Annotated in this window: 14 protein-coding genes; 4 read left to right on the top strand and 10 right to left on the bottom strand. The window is 66.0% G+C overall.

Annotated features, from left to right (window positions below):
* Window positions 1–2: 2 nt before the first annotated feature.
* The 6 genes from AAN986_RS12495 to AAN986_RS12470 form a co-directional block, all read right to left on the bottom strand.
* Window positions 3–2,489 (bottom strand): YgiQ family radical SAM protein, encoded by a 2,487-nt coding sequence (locus AAN986_RS12495; protein ID WP_047217012.1) that lies wholly within the window; start codon window positions 2,487–2,489, stop codon window positions 3–5.
* A 75-nt stretch (window positions 2,490–2,564) separates the two neighbouring features.
* Window positions 2,565–3,557 (bottom strand): AraC family transcriptional regulator, encoded by a 993-nt coding sequence (locus AAN986_RS12490; protein WP_047217011.1) that lies wholly within the window; start codon window positions 3,555–3,557, stop codon window positions 2,565–2,567.
* 108 nt (window positions 3,558–3,665) lie between these two features.
* Window positions 3,666–3,869 (bottom strand): hypothetical protein, encoded by a 204-nt coding sequence (locus tag AAN986_RS12485; RefSeq protein WP_016447131.1) that lies wholly within the window; start codon window positions 3,867–3,869, stop codon window positions 3,666–3,668.
* On the bottom strand, window positions 3,866–5,602 hold the full coding sequence (locus AAN986_RS12480) for an FAD-dependent monooxygenase (RefSeq protein WP_047217010.1): 1,737 nt from the start codon (window positions 5,600–5,602) through the stop codon (window positions 3,866–3,868). Before AAN986_RS12480 ends, AAN986_RS12485 begins: the two co-directional genes overlap by 4 nt.
* Window positions 5,603–5,710: 108 nt before the next feature.
* Complete coding sequence (locus tag AAN986_RS12475) at window positions 5,711–6,577, bottom strand: LuxR C-terminal-related transcriptional regulator (protein WP_047217009.1); 867 nt, start codon at window positions 6,575–6,577, stop codon at window positions 5,711–5,713.
* A 181-nt stretch (window positions 6,578–6,758) separates the two neighbouring features.
* Window positions 6,759–6,929, bottom strand: coding sequence for a hypothetical protein (locus AAN986_RS12470; protein ID WP_016447134.1), 171 nt, complete (start codon window positions 6,927–6,929; stop codon window positions 6,759–6,761).
* 196 nt (window positions 6,930–7,125) lie between these two features.
* On the opposite strand from AAN986_RS12470, the gene AAN986_RS12465 reads away from it, so the two are divergent.
* Window positions 7,126–7,725 carry a YigZ family protein gene (locus tag AAN986_RS12465; RefSeq protein WP_047217008.1) on the top strand — a complete coding sequence of 200 codons (600 nt, stop codon included), beginning with the start codon at window positions 7,126–7,128 and terminating at the stop codon, window positions 7,723–7,725.
* A gap of 21 nt (window positions 7,726–7,746) precedes the next feature.
* On the opposite strand, the gene AAN986_RS12460 is transcribed toward AAN986_RS12465, so the two are convergent.
* Together AAN986_RS12460 and AAN986_RS12455 are read right to left on the bottom strand one after the other, a co-directional pair.
* Window positions 7,747–8,925, bottom strand: coding sequence for a M20 aminoacylase family protein (locus AAN986_RS12460; protein ID WP_047217007.1), 1,179 nt, complete (start codon window positions 8,923–8,925; stop codon window positions 7,747–7,749).
* 10 nt (window positions 8,926–8,935) lie between these two features.
* Window positions 8,936–9,919: a tripartite tricarboxylate transporter substrate binding protein gene (locus AAN986_RS12455; RefSeq protein ID WP_013802199.1), complete on the bottom strand. Its 984-nt coding sequence runs from the start codon at window positions 9,917–9,919 to the stop codon at window positions 8,936–8,938.
* A gap of 134 nt (window positions 9,920–10,053) precedes the next feature.
* Here AAN986_RS12455 and AAN986_RS12450 point away from each other — a divergent pair, with 134 nt between their 5' ends.
* The gene (locus AAN986_RS12450; protein ID WP_349335687.1) at window positions 10,054–11,001 is read left to right on the top strand and encodes a LysR family transcriptional regulator; all 948 of its coding nucleotides are present in this window, start codon (window positions 10,054–10,056) and stop codon (window positions 10,999–11,001) included.
* A 535-nt stretch (window positions 11,002–11,536) separates the two neighbouring features.
* On the opposite strand, the gene AAN986_RS12445 is transcribed toward AAN986_RS12450, so the two are convergent.
* Together AAN986_RS12445 and AAN986_RS12440 are read right to left on the bottom strand one after the other, a co-directional pair.
* Window positions 11,537–11,803, bottom strand: coding sequence for a hypothetical protein (locus AAN986_RS12445; RefSeq protein WP_156179749.1), 267 nt, complete (start codon window positions 11,801–11,803; stop codon window positions 11,537–11,539).
* A gap of 40 nt (window positions 11,804–11,843) precedes the next feature.
* Window positions 11,844–13,058 (bottom strand): HAF family protein, encoded by a 1,215-nt coding sequence (locus AAN986_RS12440; protein WP_047217060.1) that lies wholly within the window; start codon window positions 13,056–13,058, stop codon window positions 11,844–11,846.
* Between the two features lie 294 nt (window positions 13,059–13,352).
* Here AAN986_RS12440 and AAN986_RS12435 point away from each other — a divergent pair, with 294 nt between their 5' ends.
* Both AAN986_RS12435 and AAN986_RS12430 read left to right on the top strand, forming a co-directional pair.
* Window positions 13,353–13,847: a hypothetical protein gene (locus AAN986_RS12435; RefSeq protein WP_016451677.1), complete on the top strand. Its 495-nt coding sequence runs from the start codon at window positions 13,353–13,355 to the stop codon at window positions 13,845–13,847.
* Between the two features lie 248 nt (window positions 13,848–14,095).
* Entirely contained in the window at window positions 14,096–15,520 is a 1,425-nt protein-coding gene (locus AAN986_RS12430; RefSeq protein WP_349335686.1) for a dihydrolipoyl dehydrogenase, read from the top strand.
* Window positions 15,521–15,522: the final 2 nt, after the last annotated feature.

Genomic DNA, 15,522 nt, shown 5'->3' with positions numbered 1-15,522 from the left:
CGTCAGCGCGGCTTGCGTCCGCCCGGCGCGGCCTTGCGGCCGGCCCCGGCAGCGCCTGCGGAGCCGCCCACGCCAGGGCGCGGTGGCAGGCCCGTGTGCTGGGTCAGCATGCGGCCGGGCTTGGGCTGGCTGGAGCGCAAGCGCACGTCGCCTCCGGGGTCGCGGGCCTGTGCCTGCGCCTTGCCCGGCCCCGCACTCTTGCCACCGGCCTTGTTGAGGGCATAGGCCTTGCCCTGCTGGGAGACAACGGCACGCGCGGCCACGCCCGTTCCCTGGGTGCTGTTCTTGCGGCGCGCGCTCTGGTAGCCGCCATCGACCAGGGGCTGGAAGGTGGGGATCAGGTGCTGCTTGCCGTTGCCGATGAGGTCGGCACGGCCCATGGTCTTCAAGGCCTCGCGCAGCAGCGGCCAGTTGTTGGGGTCGTGGTAGCGCAGGAAGGCCTTGTGCAGGCGACGGCGCTTTTCACCGCGCACGATGTCCACCGACTCCTCGTTCACGTCGCGCATCTGGCGACGCACCTTGGTGAGGGTGTTGCGACCCGAGTGGTACATGGCCGTGGCCGTGGCCATGGGGCTGGGGTAGAAGGTCTGCACCTGGTCGGCGCGAAATCCGTTCTTCTTCAGCCAGATGGCGAGGTTCATCATGTCCTCGTCGCTGGTGCCCGGGTGAGCGGCGATGAAGTAGGGAATCAGGTACTGCTTCTTGCCCGCTTCCTCGCTGAACTGCTCGAACATCTGCTTGAAGCGGTCATAGCTGCCTATGCCCGGCTTCATCATCTTGGTCAGCGGCCCGGATTCGGTGTGCTCGGGCGCGATCTTCAGGTAGCCGCCCACATGGTGCTGCACCAGTTCCTTGACGTACTCGGGCGACCTCACGGCCAGGTCGTAGCGCAGGCCCGAGCCGATCAGGATCTTCTTGATGCCCGGCAGATTGCGCGCGCGGCGGTAGATCTTGACCAGCGGGGCATGGTCGGTGTGCAGGTTCTGGCAGATGCCGGGGAACACGCAGCTGGGCTTGCGGCAGGCGGCCTCGATCTCGGGGCTCTTGCAGCCCAGGCGGTACATGTTGGCCGTGGGGCCGCCCAGGTCGGAGATGGTGCCGGTGAAGCCCTTGACCTTGTCGCGGATGTCCTCGACCTCCTGGATGATGGACTCCTCGGAGCGGCTCTGGATGATGCGGCCTTCATGCTCGGTGATGGAGCAGAAGGTGCAGCCGCCGAAGCAGCCGCGCATGATGTTGACCGAGGTGCGGATCATCTCCCAGGCCGGGATCTTGGTCTCGCCCTCATGGCTGCCGTTGGCGTCGGCATAGCTGGGATGGGGGCTGCGCGCATACGGCAGGCCAAAGACCCAGTCCATCTCGGCGGTGGTCAGCGGGATGGGGGGCGGGTTCAGCCACACATCGCGCGCGGTCACGCCTTCGCCGTGGGCCTGGACCAGGGCGCGGGCGTTGCCGGGATTGGTCTCCAGGTGCAGCACGCGGTTGGCGTGGGCGTAGAGGATGGGATCGGCCTTGACCTGCTCGTAGCTGGGCAGGCGCAGCACGGTCTTGTCGCGCGGCGGCTGCTTGCCCTTGCCGCGCAGCGACGGGTTGGGCACGAACTGGATGGTCTGAACGGCGGCGACCGAGGCGCCGTCCGGCTTCGCGTCGGCATCACCCTCTTCCTTGGAGCAGGTCTGGCCCTGGGCCTCGGCCTGCTCGCTGGTGGTCATGTAGGGGTTGATGTGGGGCTCGACCACGCCGGGCTCGTCCACCACGGAGGAATCCAGCTCGAACCAGCCCGCTTCCGACTCGCGGCGGAAGAAGGCCGTGCCGCGCACATCGGTAATGCTTTCCACGGGCTCGCGCGCAGCCAGGCGGTGGGCCACCTCGACCAGTGCGCGTTCGGCGTTGCCGTACAGCAGGATGTCGCACTTGCTGTCCACGACGATGGAGCGGCGCACCTTGTCGCTCCAGTAGTCGTAGTGGGCGATGCGGCGCAGGCTGCCCTCGATGCCGCCCAGCACGATGGGCACGTCCTTGTAGGCCTCGCGGCAGCGCTGGCTGTAGACGATGGCCGCGCGGTCAGGGCGCTTGCCGCCCACGTCGCCCGGCGTGTAGGCATCGTCGGAGCGGATCTTGCGATCGGCCGTGTAGCGGTTGATCATGGAATCCATGTTGCCCGCCGTCACGCCCCAGAACAGGTTGGGCCGGCCCAGGGCCTTGAAGGCCTCGGCGCTTTGCCAGTCAGGCTGGGCAATGATGCCCACGCGAAAGCCCTGTGCCTCCAGCACCCGGCCGATCACCGACATGCCGAAGCTGGGGTGATCCACATAGGCGTCGCCCGTCACCAGGATCACGTCGCAGCTGTCCCAGCCAAGCTGTTCCATCTCGGCCCGGCTCATCGGCAGGAACGGGGCCGTGCCGAAGCGCTTGGCCCAGTAAGGACGATAGCTGGTCAGCGGCTTGGCGGCGCGATGGAAGAAGGAAACGTCAACGGGGGCGTTCATGATGGGCGGTTCGGCTTCTGGGAGCCTGTGCGGAAGGAACCGGCCAGTGTACGTTTCGGCACTCAACCCTGCTGGTCAAGGGTCTTGCTCCAGCCCCCTGATACGGCCTTCCTGCTGCTGCCAGCCCGACCTCTTTGCGGCCTCCTGCGCCAGCCAGGCCTTGGGCGTGTGCCCGGACCAGCGGCGAAATGCCCGTGCAAACACCTTCGGCGAGTCGTAGCCCGCGTTCTCGGCGATGCGGGCCGATGACAGCCCGCCGGCCTCCATCTGCTGGGCGGCCAGCGCCATGCGGTGCGCCGTCAGATAGCCGATGGGCGTGGCACCCACCAGCTCCTTGAAACGCATGCTGAAGCGGGTGCGCGACATGCCGGCCTCGATGGCCAGCGTCTCCACGCTCCAGGCCCGCTGCGGTTCGCGGTGCATGCACACCAGGGCACGCGCAACACAGGCGTCGCCCAGGCCCCGCAGCCAGCCTTCACCCACGGCGGCCTCGCGCGCCAGGTGCTCGCGCAGGATGTTGACCAGCAGCAGTTCGCCCATGCGCGCGGCCGACAGGCGCCAGCCCGGGCGCCGCGCCAGCGTCTCCAGCGTGAGCGACTCCATGGTGGTGGCCAGGCAGTCGGCCAGCGGCAGGCCGCTTGCCCGGATGTGGATCAGCGGCGGCAGGATGCGGAACACCGAATGACGGCAGTAGGCGGAAAACCACAACAGGGCCGAAAACATGTCCGTGGCCTCGCCGCCGCCGCCATGGCTGAAGACCAGGGGATTCTCGTCCCGCGGTCCTTCGGCGTGGCGGGCGATCATGCGCGAGAACAGCTCGCTGGCAACGTCCATGTCGGACGCCACCACATGCGCGGCGCCCATGGGCAGCATGACCAGATCGCCGGGGTCGACCCGCAGCGCCGGCATGCCCTCCACCTGGATCCAGTAAGGCGCGCCGCGCGCCATGCGGATCATGGCGCCGGTGACGCCCGTGGACTTCAGGCTCCACGGCGCCGTCAGCGCAAAGCGCGCCGTGACGGCGCGCTCCGAGCGGCAAATATCGAGAACTTCACTGAGTACATCCATGGCTCGCGGGACCCTTGTTTTCGGGCCGATGTTAGCCAGTGCCGCCCATGCCACGGCCCGTCGGCGCCCCGACAGCGATAGCGGTTTTCCCTGGAGCGCGACTACGCACTAGAGATCCTGCTGCGCCGCCTGCACCAGCTCCGAGAACACGGACGCGCTGCCCAGCCGTTCGGCCGCCAGCAGCGCCAGCTTGACCAGGAACAGCTCGGACCGCTGCGGGCCCGCCGTGTCGATGGCTGTGGCCAGCTGGTCGTAGACAGTTTCCAGGCCGGCGATATCGAGGGTGTGGGGTGATGTCTGTTCTTGGCTCATGCCGGAACTCCTTGCGTGCAGGTGGCGTTGTCGATGGCCGATTGCAGGCGCCGGGCATCCAGCGCCAGCCAGCGCGCGCAGACATGCTGATCGGGCCGCAGCAGATAGGCGGCGCCGGGCGGGTGCCCTGCCGGCACGCCATGGCGTGCACGGCAGCGGCCATCTGCATCGGCCAGGGTCAGATCGGCACCCTGGACCGGCTGCGCGGCCGCCTGGCTGGAGATGGCCACGATGCGCAGGCCCACGCCACGGCCGCGCACCATCCTGGCAACTTCGCACCACGGGGCAGGCACGGGCGTGCCATCGGTGAAATACAGCAGGTCGAATCCACCGCCCAGGTGGTCCAGCAAATAGTCATCGGTCCCCAGGCGCAGGTTCAGCGGCGGTGCGCCATGGCCAGGGCCGGCTTCAAACAGGTGGTTGTCGTCATCCGCGCTGTTGAGCGGCGAGTGCGCGTATTCGTGCGGCCGGGAGGTGCGCCAGTGGTACAGCGGCCGCACGAATTCCTGGGTGAGCGACAGCGACAGCACGGCATCGCGCAGCAGCCGGAAGCCGCGCGAGGGCGGCGCCATGAAGCGCGTGCTCTTGCCGGCCTCTTCGACAATCTCGCGCGCCGCGCCCACGCGCTCGCCGCTGTAGCTGTCCAGCAGCCTCACCGGCGCCACGCCGCGCGCCACCAGGGCCAGCCGCCAGGCCAGGGCCTGGGCATCCTGAAAACCCGTGTTGGCACCGCGCACGCCGAAGATGGGCAGCATGTGGGCCGCATCGCCCGCGAAGATCACGCGGCCGTGCACATAGTCCGGCAAGGTCAGCGCGCGGGCGGAGTAGACCGAACTCCAGTCCATTTCCCAGGGCGTGCCGCCGAAGCCGATCATCTGCAGCTGCGCGTCGATGCGCGCCTTGAGCGATTCGGGCTGCAGCGCCTGCTGCGCGTCCTCGCCCGCAGGCAGTTGGTAGTCCACGCGCCAGATGCCATGCGGCTCGCGGTGCATGAGGATGGTGTTGCCGGGGTTCCAGACCGGGTCGAAGAAGGCCAGGCGCTCCGTGGGCAGTGGCAGGTCGATGCGGATGTCGGCGATCACGAAGCGGCCCTCGTACGACGCCCCCTCCATCACCAGGCCCATGGCCGTGCGTATGCCGGAGCGGGCGCCATCGGCGGCGACCAGCCAGTCGGCCTCCATCGCATACGGGCCTTGCGGCGTGTCCACTTGCAGCCGCGCCTTTGCGGCGGCGCCGTTGCCGACCTGCTCCACCCGGTCCACGCGGTTGCCCCAGCGCAGCTCGATCAGCGGATGGGCCAGCACCGCATCGACCAGGTATTCCTCCAGGTACTGCTGCTGCAGATTGGTCATGGGATGGAAGCGATCGTCATCGCTGTGCGGCGCCTCCATGCGGAACACGCGCTGCCCCCGGTAGAACGAGTTGCCACAGCGCCAGGGCAAGGCGTTCGCCATGACCCGCTCGGCCACGCCCACCTGCTGCAGGATCTCCATGGAGCGGCGCGTGAAGACGATGGCGCGGCTGCCTTCGGACACCTGCAGTTCGGACTCCAGCAGCACGCAGCGCTGGCCGTGGCGCGCCAGCTCCAGCGCCGTGGTCAGCCCCACAGGGCCCGTGCCGACGATGACGACAGGATGGCGCTGCACCCCTGGATGCTGCGAAGGCAGCCAGGGCTGGTGCACCCGGTACCGGTAGTAGATGGAATGCCGCGGCTGGGCATGGGGCTGGTGCATGGATGTCTCCGTCTTGCGTCTTGCGTCTTTGTGAGGCCGCAGTGTAGGCAGCCCCCGCTCCGGCAATGTCCCCGGATGGGGACAGACAGGACCCTCCAGCCCCCAGGCTCAGGACAGCGCCTCGGGCTCCATCAGCAAGGCAAACAGCTCGCGCTGCCCCTGCACGCCCAGCTTGCCGCAGACGCGCTTGAGATAGGTCCGGGCACTGGCCACCGTGATGCCCAGGCGCTGCGCCAGCCGCTCGGTGTCCAGCCCCTCGACCACGCAGCGCACCACATCCATATCGCGTTGCGTGAGATGCGCAAAGCGCCGCGCCAGGCGCGCCAGCACCAGGCCCGCCAGATCGTCCTGCAGGGCCTGGCCCGCGTAATGCAGGCGCATGGCCTGCATGACCAGCGGAGCAAAGGCCTCGATGCGTGCAATGGACTGCGGGTCAAAGCCGCTGTGCTCCTCACCCCGGTACAGATTCACCGCCAGCCAGCGTGCGCCGGTCTGCAGGGTCAGCAGCGAAAGCCGCTCCACCAGGCGGGGCAGGTCATAGCAGACACGGCGGTACTCGGGATGGCTCACGTCCGAAGGCTTCTGGCGATGGAGCCAGACGCGCGCTGGCGCCTGGGGATTGCGCTGCTGCCGCGCCAGCTCGGACTGCATCACGCGCTGCGCGCCGTCCAGTGGATAGAAGCGCTCGCTGTAATCCTGGGAAATCAAAGGCAGTGCGCCTGTGCGTGCCCGGTCCCCGAACCCCACGATGCGCGGCCGAGATCGCCCCTGGAACGAAAAGATCGTGCACTGCGCCAACGGCACATGCCGGCCCAGCAAGTGCAGCAGCTGCCCGGCCACCTCGTCGCTGCTGCCGCTGGAACGGCCCACCTGCTCCAGCAGCGCCGTCACATCGCCCAGCGGCACAGGCAGGCTGGCATCGCTGGCGCAGGCAGGTGCCAGCAGCCAATGGCTGCGAATGGTGTCATTGCTCATGGGTGCGGGAACAGGCTGTGGCAGGAATGCAAAAAGGCCGGTGCATTGCGCAGCCGGCCTGGGTGAAGATGTTGGAATGATAAATCCAGCGCAGCGAGGCCATTGCCTGCTGCGTTCCTGTCGGCGGTCGTTGGAGCCGCTCAGCCTGGCCGGATGGCCCTTGGCTGCACGGCTGCAGCCATCACCATTCGCCTACGTTGCGAATGCGCTGGTCCAGGTCCAGAGGAAGGCCGCCACCGGCGGCTTCATGGTCCTGGCCTGCCTGCTCCAACGCCATGGGCGGAGGACTGAAATGATCGCGGCCAAAGGTGTGTTCGGTGAGAACGGGATCGCGGGAAGGTGGGGTGTTCATGGTTGCGCCTCCTTGACAGAAAGCTTACTGCGAATCTTTCACGATTTCTGTAGGACAAACCTGGATGCAACCCTCTGAAGCTGAAATAACACAAGGTACGCATGCTCACAAATGTGTAGCGCTTCGTAATAAAGGCGTAATGAATCCATGCGCCAAACCCCGGGCCAGGGACGATCGGGTAAGCTTGCCGCCCTCCATGCCACAGACACTCCGCGCGCCCGCGCACAGCGAACTCCTCATCAAGAAAAGCCGCTTCATCGGTTGCGTGCAGCCGATGGCCGACCGCGCCAGCGCCCAGGCGGTGGTCGATGCGCTATGGCGCGAGCACCCCGGCGCCGCCCATGTCTGCTGGGCGCTGCTGGCAGGCGGCCAGTCGGCAGCCGTCGATGACGGCGAGCCCAGCGGCACGGCAGGCCGCCCCATGCTGGACGTGCTGCGCCACCAGGACCTGGAAGGCGTGCTGGCCACCGTGGTGCGCTACTTCGGCGGCGTCAAGCTGGGCGCCGGCGGCCTGGTCCGTGCCTACACCGATGCCGTGGCCCAGGCCTTGCTGACCGCCGAAAAGGTGACGCTGCAGCGCATGCAATTGCTGCGCTGCAGTGTCCCTTATGCGCTCGAAGGCCTGGTGCGGCGCGAGATCGAGGCGGCAGGCGCCGAATTGCTCCAGGTCGAGCATGGATCGCTGGTGCAGTTCGATCTGCGCCTGCCGCAGTCGCAGGCTGAAGGCTTTGTGGGCCGCCTCAATGAGGGCGGACAAGGACGCGTGGGCTGGATGGAGATCCACCACGGCGAGTGAAATGCGCCGGGCCGAACCCGTTCAACCGGCCACCAGAAACCGCTGCGCCAGCAGAACCCAGTACGCCGCTCCCACGGCGATGTTGTCGTCGTTGAAGTCATAGCCCGGGTTGTGCACCATGCAGGCGCCCTGCTCGCTTGCATGGCCATTGCCGATCAGCAGGTAGCTGCCGGGCACGCGTTGCAGCATGAAGGCAAAGTCCTCGCTGCCGGGCAGGGGCGGCGCCTGCAGCGTCACGTGATCGGGACCCAGAAGCTCCAGGGCCACGCGCCGCGCAAACTCGGTTTCCTGTGGCGTGTTGACCAGCACGGCATAGCCCGGCCGCCAGTCAAGCCGGGCCTGCACGCCCAAGCTGGCAGCCTGCGCATCCACCAGTTCTCGAATGCGCCGCTGCAGCTGGCTGCGCACTTCGGGGTCCAGCGCACGCACGCTCAACTCCAGCACCGCGCTGTGGGCGATCACGTTGTTGGCCTTGCCCGCATGGATGGCGCCCACGGTCACCACCGCCATCTGCAGCGGATCGATGTTGCGCGAGACGATGGTCTGCAAGGCCATGACGATGCTGGCGGCCGCAACGATGGGGTCGGCCGCGCGGTGCGGCATGGCACCATGCCCGCCCACCCCGGTGAGCGTGAGCGTGGCGTAGTCGGAGGACGCCATGGCTGCGCCCTCGCGCAAGGCCAGCCTTCCCTGGGGCAGGCCCGGCATGTTGTGCATGGCAAAGATGGCGTCGCAGGGATGTCGCTCGAACAGCCCGTCTTCCATCATGCGCAAGGCCCCGCCGCCGCCCTCCTCCGCAGGCTGAAAGATCAGCGTGAGCGTTCCGTCGAAGCCGCCGTGCTCGGCCAGATGCCGGGCCGCTGCCAGCAGCATGGCGGTATGGCCGTCATGGCCGCAGGCATGCATGACGCCGGCATGCGTGCTGGCATGGGCGAATTCATTGGCCTCGGTGATGGGCAGCGCATCCATGTCGGCGCGCAGGCCCAGGCGCCGGTGGCCGCTGCCGCGCACCAGCCGCCCCACCACGCCCGTGCCGCCCAGGCCGCGTTCCACCTCGTATCCCCATTGCTCCAGTTGCTGCGCGACCAGGGCGCTGGTGCGATGTTCCTCGAAGCCGAGCTCGGGGTGCCTGTGGATGTCGCGGCGCAGCTCGACGAAGGCTGCGGCCGAGCCGCGCAAAGTGTCCAGAAGGGTGTTCATGTGCGGCGTCTCACTGGGGTTGCAGGCGGATGGAGCGGGCAATGCTGCGGTAGCGGGCCGTCTCGGCCTCATAGAACTGCGCCGCTTCGGCCAGCGACATGGGCGCCGCGGCCAGTTGGGTCTGCAGGGCCAGTTGCTCGCGCACGCCCGGGTCCTTGAGCATGGCGCCTATCGCCTGGTGCAGCCTTTGCACCACCTCCTGCGGCGTGTCCTTGCGCACCAGGAAGCTGGTCCAAGTCTTGTAGGCGAAGTTTTTCAGCTCCCGGCCCTCACGCACCGTGGGCACATTCTTGAGCAGCTCCGATCGCTGCTCCCCCAGCTGGCCCAGGATCTTGAGCCGGCCCTGCTCGGCCAGCGCGCCCATGGCAGCGCTGTAGACGAGCACAGCGAAATCGACTTGCCCGCTGCCTATGTCCTGCAGCAGCGGCGCGTTGCCCTTGTAGGGCGCATGCATGAGTTGTATGCCAGCGTCCTGCTGCACCTTCTCCAGAATCAGGTGGTAGAGCGAGCCAATCCCGACGCTGCCGTACGACAGCGGCCGGCTGGCGCTTTTGCGGGCCAGCGCGATCAGCTCATCCACATTGCCGGCCTCCAGGTCCTTGCGGGCGACAAACACCATCACAGCCTCGGCCACGGGATGGACCAGTCGGAAATCCTCTGCCTTGAGACGCACGGCCGCATTGGCCAGCGGCGACAGGATCACCTCGTTGGGCGAGCCCTGGAAGACGTAGTGCCCGTCAGGCGGCGCTGCCAGCACCTTCTGCGCGGCCATGGCACCGCTCACGCCGCCCAGGTTCTCCACGATGACCTGCTGGCCCAGCGCCTTGGACAGCGGCACGCTGAAGATGCGGGCAATGGCGTCCGAAGGGCCGCCGGCCGGATAGGGAACCATCAGGCTCACGGGCCTGGAGGACGGGCTCTGCGCACAGGCCAGGCCCGCGCTCAGCAACAGGCCGGCGCCCGTCAGCCAAACGCGCTGGAACAAAAATCTCATCATGTCTCCTTGGTGGATGGCTCCGGCTCGGTCGGCCGGATACGCGGCATCCTAGGAGCCGGGTCATCGAACGTCCAATGCATTGTTGGCTGCATTAGCATGAGTTTCATGCAGACTTCAGGGCGCGAAAAATCATGACGCTGGTGCAGCTCAGGCATCTCATATCGGTGGCGCAGACCGGCTCCTTCAGCCGCTCGGCCGAGGCCATGCATCTGACACAGCCGGCCCTCAGCCGCAGCGTGCGCGCGCTGGAGCAGGAGCTGGGCATACCCTTGTTCGACCGCATCGGCCGCCACAGCGAACTCACAGCCTTCGGCCGCGAGATGCTGGGACGGGCACGCGCCCTGGTGGCTGAAGCCGACGCGCTGCGTGACAGGGGGCGCCAATTGCGCGAGGGTGCGGCCGGCACTGTGCGTGTGGGCCTGGGATCGGGCCCCGGCGCAATATTGATGACGCCGTTCCTGCAGCACATGACCGTGCACCATCCCGGCGTGCGAACCGAGGTGGCGCGCGGCAGCACCGATCTGCTGGTGCACTCGCTACGCGAGCGCCTGCTCGACGCCCTGGTCGTGGACCTGCGCGCGCTGCGGCCCGCACCCGACCTTGCGCTGGACGTCGTGCACGAAATGCGCGCCGCCTTCATGTGCCGCACCGACCATCCACTGGCCCGCCTGCAGCGGGATCTGCGCTTCGAGGATGTGCAGCGCTACCCCGTCGCCTCCACCCCGCTGAGCGACCAGGTGGCCTGGCTGCTGGTGGAGACCTATGGCGCCATGGCCCACCCGGCGCGGTTCGTCACACTGCAGTGCGAGGAGTTGCCCAGCCTCGTGGACGTTGCGCGCAACAGCGACACCGTGCTGCTGGCCGTGCGCGCCGTCGCCCCGGACCTGGCCGAATTGCCCATGGACCCGCCCATGCGCAGCACCGCCCGCTTCGGGCTGGTTACGCTGCGTCAGCGCAGCGAGGCGCCGACGCTGGCAATCCTGCGCGGCCTGATGGGGAAGTTGATGGCCGACGATGCCCCTGCGCCGGAACGGGCGCCCAGGAAGGCTGGGCCGCATGGCATTGCCAGACTGATTTGATACTGATGATCACCCATCGAATACCCTCAATGCAAAATCGCAAGCCGGGACAACAAGCCATGTCAAATTAAATAGTTTGCACAGCCTGTTTTCAAGGCCTGGCTAATGAAATTTCCCAAAGGACTACCTCAGGCAATAACCAACTAGCCGCTCGTCAATTTCCAATAGCAAAATAGTGCCACAAATGATAGATTTAAGTGAACCATCATTCGCATGCAGGCTGCTATTTTCCAAATTTATTAGACCATCTTCCGAAAAATAAATATTCTTCGCATGCAGCGCGGAGGAGGACATTAAAACAATAAATACCACCATAGTGGACAATGATTTTTCATATCGAAATCTCATTTCAACCCCTTTATCTCATCGTTTTTGAATTGATACTAACGACCAGGGAATGCACAGGTTCTGCACAAATGCATGCGTTGCCTGTGGGCGCCTGGAGCGAAAGCTCTCATCGGCCAGTTCGCTGTGGCAAGCCACCATTGCGATATCGCCCCTGTTTCCCACAGGTGCATTCATATCGCAAGTATGCTCATACTCCTTTCGCTATCATTAGAAGTGGTAGCAACTCTATATCCAAAGCCATCATGCGGCGAAGCAGCTCCTTCGAGTTCGACGAATCGCCCGTTCCCCTGCCCATGATCGGAGACATCATGGAAGTTGAGCCTCCAAAAGCCTGCACTGTATTGGAGGAGGAAAAATTCTCGAATGAAATGCCGTTCGCTTGCACAGCAGGGACCCAGAGCCCGCACACAACAATTGCCAGTGTGGTTGCAAGTCTTGGATATCGCATCTTCATGGTATTTCCTTTATGCACGGTGTGAGATGAGGCTGCGCCTTCATGGCGCGCACAGGTTCTGCACGAAGGCATGCGAGGCCAATTGCGCGACTTCGCTCCTTCCTGTCATGTAGCAGCCATCCTGGCTCAGTGCCGAGGCCGCACTGTTCTCGCCGCCTGCGAGGGTTCCCTGGTCCACGGTGCCGCCCAAGGGGGTCCAGGTGATGGCGTGCGAACTTCCGTCGGCCAGTTCGCTGTGGCCCGCCACCGTTCCGTTGTCACCGATATCCACCACACGTGCATTCATGCCGCCAGGCAGCGGAGGAATATCGCGGATGACACCGGTCTGGCTGTTCCAGTAATAGGGCATGCTGCGCCCGTCTGCCATCTGGTAGTGCCCAATCACCTCGCCGAGGATGTTGAGATCTACGCCGCTGTTTCGCGCGGGCGGGGACGATATGGACAGCACCTGCGGACTGGAGGACGAGTTGAGCCAGACGACGGTGCGTCCACCTTGGGCACCGAAATCGCAGTAGCCCATGATGCGGGTATTGACGACGGTCTTTGCGCGGCAGAAGACGGCATTGAGAGGCAGGTTCAGGGCCGTGGCCATATAGCCGCCCAGGACTGCGGCAGACCAATAGACAGGACGCGGATGCCCGCTGTTGTCGGGACAGTTGCCCACGATGCCCGGCATGTTGCCGCCCACCACGAAATTGTCCACATCGGACGGCACGCAGTTGGTGCTGTTCAGGCCCAGCAGGCCCGCCGGCAGCGCGCGTGCCGTGGTTTCATTGTTGCGCCACATGACAGGGCGGGCCGTGTTGCTGCCGCTCAGGCTGACGCCTGCCACATAGCCGCCCTGGTTGAATGCCGTGGGCATGCTGCGCACATCGAGCGTCAGCGGCTGCAGTGTCTGCACCGTGGCCGGCGTGGCCGCATTCCAGAACACGCCCACGGACACCGAATTGCCGTCCAGGCAGCTGCCCACCACCTGGCCGCTGTTGGTGATGGCCGCCGCGTTGCAGTTGCGGCCCGGCGACAGGCGCACAAGGTCTGCCGCACTGCCCGGCGCCAGCGACACGAAGCCTGCGGACGAGCCGTCGCTCTCTGCACAGGCACCCACGACATGGCCGCTGTTGTTGATGTCCAGGCCCACGCATTGCGGGCCTGCCGACGTGCCCACGTCCTGCATGGGCAGGGCCTGCGCGGCCGGCAGTGCCAGCAACGCTAGGCACGCAACGGAAAAATTCAAATGCTTTGGCTGAAGGCGCATGAAGGGTTCTCCTGAAAAAGCAAAGAAGTCGTTCATGGAAATCGGGCGCCGAACAGGAAATCCGCATGGGGCTTGGCATATGCGCGCCGGTGCAGACGCTATTTCCGTGATCCGCATCCCGGCTCCACGATAGGCATCGCGGTATGGAGCCGTCCATCCGAGCAGCAATCAAAACAACAAAAACAATCAACAAAATCAAAAGCTTGCAAAAGAATCCCCCATCAATAATTGTCTCATCGGCATCCGGGATTCAGGCCATGCCATAGCGCAGCGCCATATGAATGGGGGCTTTCCATGGCAATCACACACTGCCTGACATCCGACAGCGCATGGCCGAATGGCGCAATTCGCCGCCGCTGGAGTCCCGCAGAACTGCTGGCACTCGAACGCTGGGCCGGCGTCCTGCCTGTGCAGGTGATCTGCCGCCGGCTGGACCGCAGCGAACGCTCCGTTCGCTGCCAGATGCACAGGCGCGGCCTGAGCACCCGGGTCCGCGAAGGCGTCGGGCTGAGGCAGGTCTGCGAGGATCTGCAGCTTTCTGCACGGTCGGTGAGGGCCTTCATCCTCGATGGCCGCCTGCGCCTGCACAGCGCACAGGTGCATGGCGAGATGGTGGCGCAGCTTCATTGGTCCCTGCGCCGCTGGTTGCAAACAGCGCAAAGCCGCTTGTGCCGTGTCAGCCATTTGAGGGTTACCGAGACATCCCTCAGGCGCTTTGCGCGGGAAGCGGATTTCGGCGCATCAGGCAGCCGCACGGGCGCGGCATGGCAACACTGGGCATCCGGCTAGCCCCTGCGCGGCACGGGCCGAGCCTGAATGTCCAGCAGCGGTTTCGGCCCTTCGCCTACGACTGCCGCGAGCGCCAGCATGCAGACTGGCACGCATGTCCCATGGCAGGCGAGGCAGTCATCTCGACCATCTGTCGGCACTTCAGTCGGCACTTCAGTCAGCACTCCCGTCGGCACACCTTTCGGCACATCCACCGGCAGCGGAGACCTCCACGGGACCTGGTGCCACAGTCAAAGGAATCAGACAGCATGAAAAACCCACCCACCACCGCCCTCGACGTGATCATCGTCGGTGCCGGATCGGCCGGACTGTCGGCATTGCGCGAGGTGCGCAAGCACACGGAGCATTTCGCCATCGTCAACGACGGGCCCTGGGGGACGACCTGTGCGCGGGTGGGATGCATGCCGTCCAAGTTGCTGATCGAGGCGGCCAACGCCTTCCATGCACGCCATCACCTCGATACCTTCGGCATACGCGGCGCGAGCGGGCTGCAGCTGGACCTGCCCGCCGTTTTGCGCCGCGTGCGCAAGCTGCGCGACGAGTTCGTGGCAAGCACGATCAAGGCCACGGAGGGCCTGGGCTGGCGGGCCATCGACGGGCGTGCCAGGCTGCTGGCAGCCAATCGGATCGAGGTCAATGGCAAGGTGCTGGCTGCGCGCAAGCTCATCCTCGCTCCGGGCTCCAGCCCCGTGGTGCCGGAGGAATGGAAGCGCTTTGGCAAGCGCATCCTGACCACCGACACCTTGTTCGAACGCAAGACGCTGGGCCCGCGCGTGGCCGTCGTCGGCCTGGGTCCGCTGGGCGTGGAGATTGCACAGGCGCTGGCGCGGCTGGGACTGGAGGTCACCGCATTGGGACGCGGCCCGAAGCTGGCGGGCCTGTCCGACCCGAATGTCACCGACGCATTGCGGCATCTGCTTGAGAAAGAGATGGTGGTGATCACCGACCATGAAGTGCAGTTGAGCAAGGGCCCGGACAGCAGCATCGTCGTGCGTGCAGGCGACACCCGCATCGTCGTGGACCACGTGGTGGCCGCCATGGGCCGGCGCCCGCAGCTGGAAGGCCTGGGGCTGGAGACGCTGGGACTTGAGCTGGACGAGCATGGGCAGCCGCCCGTGAGCCGCGAGACACTGCAGGTCGGCGAGCTGCCGCTGTTCCTCGCGGGCGATGCCAATGGCGACCGCCCCTTGTTGCATGAGGCTGTGGACGAAGGCCATATTGCCGGCACCAACGCCATGGCAGAGAACGTGGCCTGCTTCGAGCGGCGCACGCCGCTGTCCATTGTCTTCAGCTCGCCCAACGCGGCCGTCGTGGGCCAGCACATGAAGGCGCTGCTGGGCCAGGACTTCGTGGTGGGCCGCGTGGATTTCGCGCACCAGGGGCGTGCACGCGCTGCGCAGCGCAACGCGGGCCTGCTTCATGTCTATGCGGACACGGCCAGCGGCCGGCTGCTGGGCGCGGAAATGTGCGCACCGGGCGGCGAGCATCTGGCCCATCTGCTGGCCCTGGCCGTGCAGCAGCAACTGACCGTGCATGAGTTGCTGCGTGCGCCCATCTATCACCCCGTGCTGGAAGAGGGCCTGCGCACCGCCCTGCGCGACGCGGTGCGCCAGTTGCCCCAGCAGCCGCCCTCCGACCTGGGCAACTGCGATTCTTTGCCCATGGACGATTGATC

It is taken from the genome of Delftia sp. DS1230 (assembly GCF_040112715.1).
GTDB classification, from domain to species: domain Bacteria; phylum Pseudomonadota; class Gammaproteobacteria; order Burkholderiales; family Burkholderiaceae_C; genus Comamonas; species Comamonas tsuruhatensis.
This window is presented reverse-complemented; position numbering and strand designations above follow the sequence as displayed.

Excerpts from the sequence above, each read along its gene's own strand:
- AAN986_RS12460 (WP_047217007.1), bottom strand. The coding sequence starts at position 8,925 with ATGAACACCCTTCTGGACACTTTGCGCGGCTCGGCCGCAGCCTTCGTC.
- AAN986_RS12455 (WP_013802199.1), bottom strand. The coding sequence starts at position 9,919 with ATGAGATTTTTGTTCCAGCGCGTTTGGCTGACGGGCGCCGGCCTGTTG.
- AAN986_RS12430 (WP_349335686.1), top strand. The coding sequence starts at position 14,096 with ATGAAAAACCCACCCACCACCGCCCTCGACGTGATCATCGTCGGTGCC.
- AAN986_RS12435 (WP_016451677.1), top strand. The coding sequence starts at position 13,353 with ATGGCAATCACACACTGCCTGACATCCGACAGCGCATGGCCGAATGGC.
- AAN986_RS12440 (WP_047217060.1), bottom strand. The coding sequence starts at position 13,058 with ATGCGCCTTCAGCCAAAGCATTTGAATTTTTCCGTTGCGTGCCTAGCG.
- AAN986_RS12465 (WP_047217008.1), top strand. The coding sequence starts at position 7,126 with ATGCCACAGACACTCCGCGCGCCCGCGCACAGCGAACTCCTCATCAAG.
- AAN986_RS12475 (WP_047217009.1), bottom strand. The coding sequence starts at position 6,577 with ATGAGCAATGACACCATTCGCAGCCATTGGCTGCTGGCACCTGCCTGC.
- AAN986_RS12495 (WP_047217012.1), bottom strand. The coding sequence starts at position 2,489 with ATGAACGCCCCCGTTGACGTTTCCTTCTTCCATCGCGCCGCCAAGCCG.
- AAN986_RS12485 (WP_016447131.1), bottom strand. The coding sequence starts at position 3,869 with ATGAGCCAAGAACAGACATCACCCCACACCCTCGATATCGCCGGCCTG.
- AAN986_RS12490 (WP_047217011.1), bottom strand. The coding sequence starts at position 3,557 with ATGGATGTACTCAGTGAAGTTCTCGATATTTGCCGCTCGGAGCGCGCC.
- AAN986_RS12480 (WP_047217010.1), bottom strand. The coding sequence starts at position 5,602 with ATGCACCAGCCCCATGCCCAGCCGCGGCATTCCATCTACTACCGGTAC.
- AAN986_RS12450 (WP_349335687.1), top strand. The coding sequence starts at position 10,054 with ATGACGCTGGTGCAGCTCAGGCATCTCATATCGGTGGCGCAGACCGGC.
- AAN986_RS12445 (WP_156179749.1), bottom strand. The coding sequence starts at position 11,803 with ATGAAGATGCGATATCCAAGACTTGCAACCACACTGGCAATTGTTGTG.
- AAN986_RS12470 (WP_016447134.1), bottom strand. The coding sequence starts at position 6,929 with ATGAACACCCCACCTTCCCGCGATCCCGTTCTCACCGAACACACCTTT.